The 13,562-nt window shown below is 39.1% G+C and carries 9 protein-coding genes, 2 pseudogenes and 1 other annotated feature; all 11 genes and pseudogenes read right to left on the bottom strand.

All coding sequences use genetic code 11. The features are described from left to right. Positions 1 to 143: 143 nt before the first annotated feature. Complete coding sequence (gene ltrA / locus TOL5_RS20315; protein ID WP_004826931.1) at positions 144 to 1,385, bottom strand: group II intron reverse transcriptase/maturase; 1,242 nt, start codon at positions 1,383 to 1,385, stop codon at positions 144 to 146. 504 nt (positions 1,386 to 1,889) lie between these two features. Beyond that, positions 1,890 to 2,632 (bottom strand): annotated as a pseudogene (locus TOL5_RS20320) (IS3 family transposase); the annotation flags it as partial. Beyond that, positions 2,241 to 2,357 (bottom strand) — a sequence feature (AL1L pseudoknot). Its footprint overlaps the pseudogene before it by 117 nt. Before the next feature lie 12 nt (positions 2,633 to 2,644). Beyond that, complete coding sequence (locus TOL5_RS20325; RefSeq protein ID WP_221260619.1) at positions 2,645 to 3,088, bottom strand: hypothetical protein; 444 nt, start codon at positions 3,086 to 3,088, stop codon at positions 2,645 to 2,647. A gap of 293 nt (positions 3,089 to 3,381) precedes the next feature. Beyond that, positions 3,382 to 3,735 (bottom strand): annotated as a pseudogene (locus TOL5_RS20330) (transposase); the annotation flags it as partial. Between the two features lie 44 nt (positions 3,736 to 3,779). Beyond that, complete coding sequence (locus tag TOL5_RS20335; RefSeq protein WP_221260620.1) at positions 3,780 to 4,520, bottom strand: M48 family metallopeptidase; 741 nt, start codon at positions 4,518 to 4,520, stop codon at positions 3,780 to 3,782. Between the two features lies 1 nt (position 4,521). Further along, the gene (locus TOL5_RS20340; protein ID WP_221260621.1) at positions 4,522 to 7,803 is read right to left on the bottom strand and encodes a type I restriction endonuclease subunit R; all 3,282 of its coding nucleotides are present in this window, start codon (positions 7,801 to 7,803) and stop codon (positions 4,522 to 4,524) included. Positions 7,804 to 7,842: 39 nt separating this feature from the next. Continuing rightward, positions 7,843 to 9,198 (bottom strand): anti-phage deoxyguanosine triphosphatase, encoded by a 1,356-nt coding sequence (locus tag TOL5_RS20345; protein ID WP_221260622.1) that lies wholly within the window; start codon positions 9,196 to 9,198, stop codon positions 7,843 to 7,845. Positions 9,199 to 9,258: 60 nt separating this feature from the next. Continuing rightward, positions 9,259 to 10,203 carry an endonuclease NucS domain-containing protein gene (locus TOL5_RS20350; protein WP_221260623.1) on the bottom strand — a complete coding sequence of 315 codons (945 nt, stop codon included), beginning with the start codon at positions 10,201 to 10,203 and terminating at the stop codon, positions 9,259 to 9,261. Next, positions 10,203 to 11,420: a restriction endonuclease subunit S gene (locus TOL5_RS20355; protein ID WP_221260624.1), complete on the bottom strand. Its 1,218-nt coding sequence runs from the start codon at positions 11,418 to 11,420 to the stop codon at positions 10,203 to 10,205. Before TOL5_RS20355 ends, TOL5_RS20350 begins: the two co-directional genes overlap by 1 nt. Then, the gene (locus TOL5_RS20360) at positions 11,410 to 12,933 is read right to left on the bottom strand and encodes a type I restriction-modification system subunit M (protein WP_221260625.1); all 1,524 of its coding nucleotides are present in this window, start codon (positions 12,931 to 12,933) and stop codon (positions 11,410 to 11,412) included. Before TOL5_RS20360 ends, TOL5_RS20355 begins: the two co-directional genes overlap by 11 nt. Continuing rightward, positions 12,933 to 13,553 carry a restriction endonuclease subunit S gene (locus tag TOL5_RS20365; protein ID WP_221260626.1) on the bottom strand — a complete coding sequence of 207 codons (621 nt, stop codon included), beginning with the start codon at positions 13,551 to 13,553 and terminating at the stop codon, positions 12,933 to 12,935. Before TOL5_RS20365 ends, TOL5_RS20360 begins: the two co-directional genes overlap by 1 nt. Positions 13,554 to 13,562: the final 9 nt, after the last annotated feature.

Consider the following 13,562-nt stretch of genomic DNA (forward strand, 5'->3'; position numbering starts at 1 on the left):
TGGCTCGTGAGAACACATCAATAATAAAGGCGGTATAGACCCAGCCTGAATGAGTTTGAATATAGGGGTGAGTAGACCAAGGGAATTTCACCCTTAGCCCCTCGCAGAACCGGACATGAACCTCTCAGCTCATCCGGCTCCCATTATCCAACCGATGGTAAACATCCCATTTTCCAGTGCACAAAGGCATTTGGAAAATCACGCGCAAGTCGCCCTAAGGCATATCTAGCCCGTCTTTTATGACGGGCCAAGTTTTTATACTTACGCCTCATCCAGCGTATAAGATAAGCATTCATGTGTTGCCAGATCGCTGACATTGCTGAACCATGGAAGCGACCATAGTATTGCTGCCAACCTTGAAGAATTGGATTGAATATTGCAGATAAATCACTTAATTCGCGATTACACATCAGATGTAGATGCCATTTCCGAATAGTCTGTCGCATTGCTTTAAGTGCATCACGACTGACTGCAGGAGAGAAATTTACATAAACTCTTTTATACTTGTCCACAGCCTTACGGGGCCTAAACGTGTACCCGAGAAAAGTAAATTGAACATCGGGATATGCTTTACGACGATTAATATCTTGGCAATAAACAATCTTTGTCTTGTCTGGATGCAATTCGAGACCACATTCACGAAATCGTGCATCGATCTTTTGTAAAACAAGTTTGGCTTGAGATAAACTCCGACAATGAATTACGCCATCATCTGCATAACGGCAGAACCGTACACTTTGAAGATGTTTCGTAATCCACATATCAAAAGCATAATGCATAAATAAATTCGCCAATAAAGGACTCACAACACCACCTTGTGGTGTGCCGCGATTCCTTTCTAAAAGATGGCCATTTATGTGTTGCATTGGTGCTTTTAACCAACGTTGCACATATAAAAGAATCCATGGAATTTCACAGTGTTTCTTGAGTGCACGCATGAGTAAATCATGGTCGATGTTATCAAAGAGACCTTTGATATCAAATTCCACAACCCAATCATAATCCCAACTTCGTCTCCTCACTATCGCAATTGCATCATGGGCAGAACGCCCCGGACGATATCCATATGAGTTTGGATGAAATAATGGATCAATTTTCGGCTCTAATAAGAGCTTAACTGCTGTTTGCGCGACTCGATCTGCAACTGTTGGAATACCTAGTATACGCACGCCACCTGACTTCTTTGGAATCGGAACAGCCTTAACTGGCGGTGGAAAATAACTGCCAGAACAAAGTCGATTCCATAGTTTGTATAGGTTGTTCTTTAAATGCTTTTCGAATTGCTCAATAGATTCATGATCAACGCCTGGAGCGCCACCATTCTCTTTGACTTTTTTAAATGCCTCCCAGATTAACGCTTTAGGAATGTTAAATGGTTTGGTCATAAAGTTTTGCTCCTCCTGCTTGCACAGTTGACAAATCCGTAGACCTGGATAATGCAACCCCTTCGCTCCATTACCATTACAGTAACTTCAACACTACTACGAGTTGCTCCGCCCCTTGGTGACGCATTGCTATTATCAGCCTTGCCTTTTGAGCTTGTGCCTTTCGCTTGACATCGCCACCGAAGGTTCCCGCAGTTCAACGTAAGAGCCTGAATTAGGATCGCGCTGCCTCTACGCCGGACACAGAATGGCCCGTAAGCAGGTAACGGCCAAACTAATCGCGGGGTAACTTCCATCCCCGGTTTTGATGTCATTTGAGTACTTTCGACACTTGAACGGCAGTTCACTGTTGTTCGCCTTCCTAATTCTTACCTGACATCTCTACGATGCCTTTTCCATAACGCTCACGACCGGGACTTTTGATCCAAGCCGCTTATGGTGGTTTGCTACCTGCTCCTGCAAGCCGATAGCGAGGGGCCATACCCTCATCTCTTACGCCGCTTGCTGCGGCACACTAAAGTCACTCACCCACAGTTGGTCAGGATGATCAGCAGTAAAATTACGTTTCACTAAATCATCTGCTCGTTTTTGGTCATCTCGGCTATGGGTGGTTTGTTTGTTCTTACCACGCCAAACACCTTGTATACCTAGCTTTTGCATCAATCGAGCAACAGTACAGCGCGCAATAATATAGCCTTCACGTTTCAGTTGTTGCCAGACCTTACGCACACCATACCGACCTGAACTTTCCTTCCAAATTCGTTTAATTTGTTCAGCATGATGAAGGTCATGCAGATCCCGTTTCGCTCGATGTTCTGGATTGTCCGCGAGATCTAAAGTCCGGTAATAGGTTGAAGCAGCGATCGGTAAAATTCTACAAATCGCCTCAACACCATATAACGCCTTATTGTTATGGATAAAATCCACCATTATTTGTGTGGGCGGTCGAGCTCCGCCTGGGCGAAAAAAGCGGCTGCTTTACGTAGAATTTCATTGGCACGCTTTAATTCTTTAATTTCACGTTCCATTTGCTTCATTTTTTCTTGATCAGATATCTGTTGTACTTTAATAGGATTTTGCTGATCTAAATGCTTTTGATGCCAGGCACGAAGTGTTTCAGGAGTACAACCAATCTTAGGCGCAATTGCTGTGATTGCAGCCCAAGTAGAAGGATAATCTTTTTCAGATTCAATCAATAATTGAACCGCTCTTTCTCTGATTTCAGGGGTATATTTTAATTTTGTCATCGGGATAGTCTCTCAGAATATTGACTCTCCGACAAACCCGGTACGGTTCATATCGTTTGGAGAAGTAAGCTTTGTGAATTGTTCTTCACTTCTATTTATTGAACATGGTTCTGAAAGGCTAGATGGATAGATTACTGGTAAGTTTGGCGGTACAATCTTTCTTATAACTTTTATATTATTTTTTTCTTTAGAACTATAAATACATAATAAGATTTGAATTGTCATTCCTAAAAAAAAACCTAATAGGCTGGAACTTGAATCACCTTCTGATTGGAACATGCCTATTAATACAAGCAGTGCAAATAGATAAAGAATCCAATAACCAATAATCTGCAGTCGACCAACTGATTGTCTCTTGAGAGTAAACATGAAGGTAGCTGGTTTGATCAGATAAAAAATTATACTAAAAAAAGCTATTATGAACATCCCCATCACTAAGCTAGCAATAAATACCATCCTCAAATACTCCTTAGTAATTTAACTATCTAAAAAAACCATTTTTCTTATCTAACACAATACCTTAAAAAATATTTAAGTGTATAATTTGATGAAATGAAATCGCTACATTAGTTAAAGTCAACTGGTGGCAGTCCACATTTTAATGCTTCTAATTATGTTCGGCTTTGTATGCGGCTTCTCTACCGGTATTCATAATTCATGCAACCTATTTGACAGAAAGTAATATAGTTCCGTTACTTAGACCACTCAATTCAGTTTTATAAGTGATAAATCCGCTATAAATATTTAAATTATGCTGCCATTACTTTTAGTAAATGTTGATCATAAAATTCATTTGGTGTTGCCTTATTCAAACTTGAATGAAGACGTATCATGTTATAAAAATCCCAATATTCAGCAATTGATTGTTTCGCTTGTTTAACCGTATCGTAAGCCTTTAAATAAACTTCCTCATGCTTCACGCTGCGCCATAACCGCTCAATCATCACATTATCTCTCCACCGTCCTTTCCCATCCATACTGATACGGATATTTCGCAATTTTAACTCATTCAAAAATGCCTCGCTTGTGAATTGACTGCCTTGGTCTGTATTAAACACCTCTGGACAACCATATTTCACAATTGCTTCTTGCAACGCATCTAATCGTTTATGAAAATGACAACTGATGTGTCGTTCAACGCAAAAGTCTATTCAAAAAACTTCACAGCCATGTTATCTAATCTCTCTTTCACCACCTCCCAATCAGGCATCACTTGAGTCAAAAGTTGGTAGAAACGCTCACTATGGTTATGCTCAACTAAATGGCATAACTCATGCAGAATCACATAATCAATACAGATTGTAGGCGCTTTAACTAGATGAGGATTGAGCGTAAGTAGACCTGATGGGGAGCAATTTCCCCACTGTGTACGCATGGTCATCAAACGAATATCAGGCTGAGTTTCAACCCATAAGGCCTGTTCTAGAATACGTTGCAAACGTATTTCAAATATGACTTTTGCTCGCGATCTATACCATTCATTTAAGTGAGATTTAATACTTTCAATATCCGTATCTAAGGTGTTTACCTCCAATCTTCCCCTCAGAAGTTTTACACCTTTTGGCTTGGTATCATCATGAATCACTTTTAATTGATACTGTTTACCCAAATAAAAGTGGCTTTCACCACTTTTATATTGGCGAGGCGTGATAAATCTGCTTTGCTCACGGAACTCTCGTAATTGTTTATAGATCCAACGACTACGCTGCTTTACAGCTTCAATGATTGTTTTGTCATCTGCATTTAACGGTGCCGATACAACTACCCGACAATCAGCATAGACTTTAATCAGTATCTTTTCAGTACGGCTAGGACTTTCAAGCACCTCAAAATCCACAACTTCACCACCATAAATGATGCTTAACTTTTTCTCATCTAGCATATTCATCCTAGAGCCCATTTAAACCGACCCGAGTAATTTGTACGATCATTTCCACAATTTTTTTGGCTTGATCCATACCACTCCCAATGGATTTACATTCACGGAACATCTGCGGTAATAGTTTTTTACGGATATCTGCTTCAATATTTTGTGGATTAATTGAGTTTTCAGCTACAGAACTCATCACAGAACGATCAACCTCAAAAGCGAGTTGAATCCACTTATCTTGATTCTGTTGATCTGTTATCGAGAATGCTTCAGGTAATAGTTTCTTAAATACACCATAATAAGCTTGAGCATGCTTATTATCACTGAACACATCAGGGATTTCATCTAAACGACGTGCCTCAACTTGTTCTTCAAACTCTCTAAACAGCATGTGTTGCTTCAATGGATGATCAAACTCTTTCTCTGCTTCTTCAATGACTTGACGTAACAGCTTAGAGAAAGCCTCCTGAGCATAGGGATCATCACGCAATTGCTGTTCAATCATCTTCGTTACACGAGTTTTGATGATATCCGTTTCGTTACGTGTTTTCTCTTCACTCCAATCTTCAGGTTGCGCCACTTTGCCCATCTTGCCGACTTCATAGACTCCATCAGGGTCTTTTACCTCAATACCCACAACATGTTTATCAAGAAGTTTTTTGACTTGCTCAGCATACTGATCATAGTCAATAGTCTCTCCAGCATCTCGTTTCACAATCTGACGCAAGCTTGTAAATAGTTTGACTGTTTCTTTGTAGTGCTGACGATCTGCATCAGAAAAGCTTTTATCTTCAAAGAAGGTTGCTGACTGCAATGCAACTTTTAAACAACTGGCAAATTCTGTAAGTGCTTCATAAAAATCATCACGAACTTTTAAGTGAATATCGACTAACTCACCCTCACGTTCTTCAATGCGTGGGACTAAAACTTGGCGCAACTGCTCTGGATCATTTTTATTTTTTACACCATCAAAAATCGCCCATAGCGCTTTATACAAACGAGGTAAACGTTTGTATTCAGAGCTCATTTGCGTATACAAGCCTGTAAGATCATTGATATCATAGCCACCTTGGGTACGAGCAGCGAGATCTTGGTAATCAAGAATTGTGGAATCTAATTCTTTTAAAATACCTCGATAGTCAATCAATAAACCAAACTTTTTCATTGGATGAAGTCGGTTTACACGCGCAATTGCTTGGATCAGATTGTGCTGTTTTAAATTTTTATCAATATAAAGAACAGCATTTTTAGGTTCATCAAAACCTGTTAAGAGCTTATCCACCACTATCAGCAATTTAAGCGAATCATCTTTTTCAAAACGCTCAATTACTTGTTTGGTATAAGTTTGCTCATCCTGAGTGCCGACATTGTCTTTCCACCATTGGGTCACTTCAGGGGTAGTCGATTCATCAACATCAGTATTTCCTTCACGACTATCAGGTGGACTCATCACCACAGCAGACTCAAACAAGCCTGCTTCATCCAAGTACTTTTTATACTTAATCGCTGAAGCCTTGCTATCGCAAGCAAGCTGTCCTTTTAAACCATCATCAATATTTTTCACAAAGTGATTGGCAATATCTAACGCAATCAGGCGAATACGATCATCCGCAGTATAAATTTCACCTTTTCTCGCAAATTTACGTTTTAAATCTGCTTTTTGCTGATCATTTAAACCTTCTGTTATCCGTTCAAACCACGTATCAATCGCTCGTTCATTGACATCTAAATCAGGAATTCGTTCTTCATAGAGCAAAGGCGTTACGGTTTTATCTTCTACCGCTCTTTGCATCGTATACGCATGAACAATAGGACCAAACTTGTTAACGGTCTTTTCATCTTTAAGCAATGGTGTACCTGTAAATGCCACGAATGCCGCATTTGGAAGTGCGAGTTTCATACGCACATGGTTTTCACCACCTTGGCTTCGATGCCCTTCATCAATCAAGACAATGAAGTCTGAACTTGTATTGACACATTCAGGAAGTTTGGTTGCTGAGTTAAATTTCTGAATCAAAGAAAACATGATTCGCTCTGTGCCTTTGCCAATTTGTTCAGCCAAGCGTTTACCTGAAGTCGCCATGGCGTTTTGTTTGTCTCTTTTCCCTGTCAGTTCGCCACCAGAAACAAAGGTTTTACTGAGTTGATCTTCTAAATCAACACGGTCAGTAACAACCAAGATACGGCATTGTTTTAAAGCCTCATGCAAGATCAAAGCTTTACTAAGAAAGACCATGGTAAAAGATTTACCTGAGCCCGTAGTATGCCAAATCACACCACCTTCACGACCACCCTTGCTGTTCTTCGTACTAATACGCTCAATGAGTCGTTTGATACCAAAAATTTGCTGATAACGAGCAACAATTTTTCCTGCTTTCTTATCGAAAAGCGTATATAGGCGAACCATTTCGAGTAGTCGTTCAGGCTTTAATAGACTAATCAGCAGTTGATCTTGACCTGTAACAGCTAAGTCTCCACCTGCATTTAGGTTTTCATACCAATTTAAGTCATCGACTGGACGATAAGAAAATAGGCTCTGTTTTTGTGAAGCAGTTAATTTATTATTTTTAAGCGCATACATCTCTGCATCAGAAATATCTTCTTCTCGCCACGCTGCCCAAAACTTAGCAGGGGTATTACATGTGCCGTAACGCCCTTCATGTCCATTTATAGAAAGTAGTAGTTGGCTATATGCAAACAGATGTGGAATTTCATCAGGTCGCTGATTACGAAGCGTCTGAGAAATGCCTTCATTAATCGTTGGACCTTTCTTAGCCTGACTATCAGGGCGTTTTGCTTCAATTACCCCTAAAGGAATACCATTTACAAAGCAAATGATATCGGGTCTTCGTGTATCTACACCACCTGAGCGTGTGACAGCAAATTCTTCAGTATATGAAAAGTCGTTGTTATGAATGTTATGCCAATCAATCAATGGAATCGTAGGGCTAACTTTTTTCCCGTTTACAAATTCAGTTACAGGAATGCCGTAGAACAAATGGTTATACATTTTTTCGTTGGCAGTCAGTAGCCCCTCATTCAAAGCTGGGCTACAGATTTCAGCAATTAAGTTGTCTACCGACTTTGCTGAAAGTGGATATTCTTGACCCGCAAATGGAAAAGTACGTTTAGAGAGCTCTTGACGTAAAATTTGGCGTAATACCACTTGGTCTTGTTTACCATCACGAGCAGCGAGTGCCTGTGATGGCGGTAAAAATGACCATCCTAAGTTAGTCAACAAGGTTAAAGCCGGAAGTTTTGCACTATATTCTTCTTGAAACTTCGGTAAAAAATTGGTCATTTAATATTTACTCATTACCTTAAATGTTAATTAATCGGATTAAAGTCGATCAAAAATAGAACCCCGATGAGGGTAATAAATTTTTTCGTACAATCTAGTTGCATATTCATCAGTCATACCCGAAATGTAATCACAAATTACCTGTTGTTTATGTGTTTCCGTTTCAGCTTTTTGATATCTAACTATCGTAGTAGTAGGCAATAGTCTTGTTGGATCTGAAGCCAATGCTTCAAATAGTTCAATAACTAGTTTTTGCCCTTTGAACTCAAGCTGTTGAACATTAGGACTTTTGATTACTTTATCTTTGACCAAATCAAAAATATGTTCTAGTAATTGCTCATGCTGTTTATCAAGAACAGCATTCCACTTAATCAAATCAGATGAAGCAGATAAAATGCCCGTTGGTTTCACTTCAGCATTGGTTATGAATTGATTTACCAAATCCCCGATTTGATTTTTGCGCTGATAGCTTTCATTTGAAAACAACTTCTCAGCAATCTTATTGCTATCCAACCCACAAGCTTTGAATCTATTCTCTTTAGAATCAGCATTATCCTCTTCGTTAGCCTGATTATGATTTTCCCAATCTGAACGAGTTATCATTCCTAATGAAATAGCATCTTCTAAATCATGCAAACTATATGAAATATCATCAGCGAGTTCCATAATCGATGTATCTAAAGCTTTATACATAGGCTTTAGATGCCCTGATTTATGTGGTTTCGATTTAACAAACTCAGCTTTTTCATCATTATTCAAAGCCTCCAGTATCCAATTAACCACATCATTTTCACTATTCAAATAACATTTAGGTGGTTTTTGCTTTTCAGCCTCTGATAACCAACGTGGATATTTAATTTCCCCATAAGCATTATCTTGAACTGTTGAAATATAAGAAGCGGGATATTTCAGCACACCTAGTAGTAATCGACGGGTAGGATTCATACCATAACCATCCGTGTATTTATCTAGGCGTGACAAAATTCTCAGCGTTTGGCCATTACCTTCAAAACCGCCATGTTCACGCATACAAATATTTAGTGCTACTTCACCACCGTGACCAAAAGGTGGATGACCAATATCATGCGCTAAGCAAATGGCATTCATTAATGCAACATCAGGCAAAGCTTGATAAATTTCTATATTTAGATGTTCATATTTATGTTTTAAACAGCGTAAAATTCCAGTGCCAATTTGAGCAACTTCCATAGAGTGTGTTAATCGCGTACGATAAAAATCACTCTCTCCCAATCCAAGAACTTGAGTTTTTGATTGCAAACGCCTAAAGGCTGCTGAATGAATTAAACGAGCATGATCTCTCTCCCACTCATTACGCACATCATTAATGCGTTTGGTGTCTTCCTTTCGACGTTTTTCCCATTTATTTTCAGACATAATCCCTCTCTAAATTTAATAATTAAGATTTTCTATTGTGTTATTTTTCAAGTTTGAAAGTTATTTAAAAACTTTATTCAACTTAAAACTCAACTGATAACGATAAAACTCAATATTCTGAGCCACACTCAAAGCACGACGAATTCTTAGGTCATCTTCTAGTGCAATGATGACACCTTTCACTTGCTGATCAGCCTCAGCCAATTCATCTTTGACATAGCCCATATAACGCTGAATTTGCCCCACAACACGATCACTTGCACGACCACGTTTTAACTCAACAACAAGCAATGTCTTTTTATCCTTACTGATTGCCAAAATGTCGATAGGACCTGTATCCGATGGATACTGCTGACCAACCAATTGTCCCTCTTCAGTATAGATGTCGTATGTTGCACCCAACTCAGTTTTAGGCCAATTCTCTACCAAGAAATGTTCTAAATGCTTTTCTAAAGCAAAAGCGGCGGGGTCTTCGACTACTTCATCAGGCTCGAGATGCTCAACCGTTTCTTTACCATTAATGAGCGATTTAAGCTCTTCTGCATACTTGGTCAGATTACAAACTGTACCCACTGATCCCGATGAGTTTTTTAGCTCTTGAGACATCATTTCTCTAGGCAAAGTCTGCTCAAACCATTCAACTTTTCTGCGATGGCTTAACTCACCAGAAGGTACGTAGTAATAGTCTGAAATGACTTTACCTACTAAGTAATGACCATCCCCACGAGGGGTAAGAATGATGTCACCTTGTTTAATTCCTTTTGAAAGGGTATGTAACATGCCACATGCTAAGCCTGCCGAAATCTTAGTTTTGTCAGGCAAAGCATTGAGATAAACAGGTATAAAACGATGATTAAACTCACGCCAATCATCAGGCAAATCATGTGTTAAGTCTTGATCAATGTTCCAATTGGCAGCAATAAAGCCACCTTCTAGAAACTCTTGAGCAAATACAGACTTCGCACCCGCCATAATGCGATAATAGCTAGGCATCATTTGCATCATTAAGCAGCCACCTTGACACGTTTTTTACCTGTCAAAAGTTGTTGCATGAGTGCTTTTTTCTCTTGCTTTAAACAATCAAGTTTTTTCTGCAAGGTCTCAATTTCTTGATCTGCTAAATAAAGTACTCTACCAATCTTTTTTTGCTCTTCCAAAGTAGGAACTAATAACTTCAAGGACTTTATATCATCGCTATTTATCGATTCAAATGTACTACCTTGAGAAAAATTAGCCCACTTTGGCTCTTTCCATATCATTAAGTGATACAAGAAACTTTGAGAAACGTTTAATTTTGCACGAATTGCAGCAATACCTCGCCCTATGCAAGCATGGTGTTTAGATCGAGCCACTGTTCCTACAGGTGCTCTAACACTCAAGAGAACATCTTCATTTATACATTCTTTCGTTATTTCTGAAGTATAAATTCTTGGATTAGAATATCGATTTTTAATATCTGCATTACCCTGAATAAGTGGTAACCCATGACCTAAATCATTATAAAATTCTGATTTAGGAGATGATCCCATTATTATTTGAGCTATATCTTTGAGTTCACAGATATCCCATGGCTTAATGAACTTCACCCCATTCTCATCAAGCAAACGCTTTTTACCCGTCAGCAACTCTTGCATCAATGCTTTTTTCTGCTGTTGGCTATTTTCAAGCAGTTTTTCAGTAGCCGAAATCGCTTGATCCCACGTTGAAAGAATTTGGGCAATTTTTTCCTGTTCTTGATAGGGTGGCAAAGCTATTTTTAACTTTTTAAAGTACGGCAATCCGATCGTTTTAATCGTAGAGCCAACAGCCTGACGCTCAAACTCCGTTTTATTTAACTGTAACCAATTATATAAAAACCAACTATTTATTTTATGAGAATTATCACATTTCCATGCAATAAAATGCTGACTAACAGCCATAGGCTCATACATAACTGCACTTTTACCAATGCCAGCATCACGAGATAAAACAACCGTTTCAGCAGGTAAAAGTACAGCCGAACTATTTTTAACACCATCTTCTGAAATTTCTTTAGACGTGTTAAAAATGTAGCCATTATCTAAACGGTTACTATCTGCTAGAGAAATCCATTTGATTCCTCCATTCCAATATTCAGGAAAAGACTGGCTAGGAGTATGTCCACTACAACGTATTGCAAATTTATCTAGCAAATCATACTTCCATTCTTTTGGAATAGAAGCGGAATCAATTTTACGCGCCATAACCCAACTCCTCTAAATACTTCGCCATTTGCACTTCAAGCTCAGCAAGTTGAGTCTTTAATTGCTCACGCTCAGCACGTACAGCAACCAAATCAATTTCAGCTTCCTCTTCAAAGGTATCCACATAACGAGGGATATTTAGGTTGTAATCGTTATCTTTGATTTCCTGCAAAGTCGCTAAATATGCATATTTATCTACACTTGCACGCGCACGATAGGTTGCAATAATCTTGGCAATATTGTCTTCAGTTAAGTTGTTTTGGTTTTTACCTGACTTAAACTCACGGCTTGCATCAATAAACAAAACCGAATCATCAGACTTTTGCTTTTTGAAAATTAAAATGGCAGCAGGAATCCCCGTACCATAGAACAGCTTTTCAGGTAAACCAAGCACCGCATCTAATAAGTTTTCGTTAATCAACTTCTCACGAATCTTCCCTTCAGATGAGCCACGGAATAACACACCATGTGGAACCACAACACCCATACGACCCGTAACAGGTTTAAGTGTCTCAATCATGTGTAAGATAAAGGCATAATCACCTTTGGTTTTTGGTGGTAAACCACGACGGAAACGGTCAAACTTATCATTTTCAGCTTGCTCATAACCCCATTTATCCAGTGAGAATGGTGGGTTTGCAGTCACAATATCAAACAGCATCAAGTCGCCATTCTTATCCAATAATTTTGGATTGCGAATCGTATCGCCCCACTCAATTTTGTGGTTGTCTTCGCCATGCAAAAACATGTTCATCTTGGCTAATGACCACGTTGAACCAATCGCTTCTTGCCCATAAAGCGCATATTCTTTGCTGTTGTGGTTGCTGACAACCTTACGACCACACTTCATCAACAGTGAGCCAGAACCACATGCAGGGTCACAAATACTGTCGCCTTTCTGTGGATCAAGTAACTCAGCAATTAAGTCCGATACTTCAGGTGGCGTATAAAATTCACCGGCCTTTTGACCACCACTTGCAGCAAAGTTTTTAATCAAAAACTCATACCCGTTGCCAATCACATCAAGTGAACCTACACGGCTTGGCTTTAGATCCAATTCAGGAACAGCAAAAACTTCAAGAAGGTCTTTTAAAATGGTGTTTTTTTGCTTTTCTTCGCCCAATTTATCCGTGTTAAAAGAAATATCTTGGAAAACGCTTTTACCTACATCTTTCAGCTTTGTCCCATTGGCTTCTTCAAGTGCATGTAAAGCCATATCAATACGTTCACCATTACCGGGCTCAAAGCGACGCTCATGCAAAGTATAGAAATTTGATTCACGAGGCAGTACAAAACGCTCGTTTTTCATTAACTCTTCAATGAGCTCAGGCTCATCACCATACTCATTTTTATAATTGTCGTAGTGGTCTTGCCATACATCAGAGATGTACTTTAAGAACAGCATTGTCAAAATATAGTCTTTATAGGTATCTGCACTCACTGTGCCACGGAATACATCACATGCCGACCAAAGGGCTTTATTGACGGTATCTTGATTAATTTGAGTAACCATTATTTGTTTCCTTGGAGCAGTTGTTTAAACATGCCCATCATCATTTGTTCACGATTTTTAAGTAATTGTTGGGTCAAGATCTGCTCTTGCTCCCAAATACGGTTTAATTCAATTATGCGTTGCTGAATATCCAAACTTGGCACTTCTACCTCAAATTGGCTTACCGTTGATACGCTTAGCATTGGCATCTTAGAGCCCTGACTTTCTTGGCGTAACTCATGTTGCACAGTAGGTTGATTCAAGTACCAACATAGGTATTCAGGTAGTACATTTTGATTTGGCATCAAAATCAAAAATTGACTACTCACAATGAGTGGTAATGCTTTTGATTGATCTTGATGGCCTACAAAATAATGTGCTTTGAGATACTCTCCACGACAGGGCAACAATACAGAGTCAGGCGATACGATGGCATTATCTTTACCTTGCCAATCAATTTGCGGTAAATCATCAGCAAAAAGCGTATAACCACAGGTATCCGTTGCAATGTGACGAATATCTTTGATCTGTAATACGTGCGCATTACCAGAATCAACTTCTTCAACCTTTTCACGGAATGTAAAACCTGTGCGAATCTCTGCGAGGTCACTCAGTTTTACGAATCTATTTAACTTTGACATAAATATTTA

It is taken from the genome of Acinetobacter sp. Tol 5 (genome assembly GCF_019702905.1).
Lineage (GTDB): Bacteria > Pseudomonadota > Gammaproteobacteria > Pseudomonadales > Moraxellaceae > Acinetobacter > Acinetobacter bereziniae.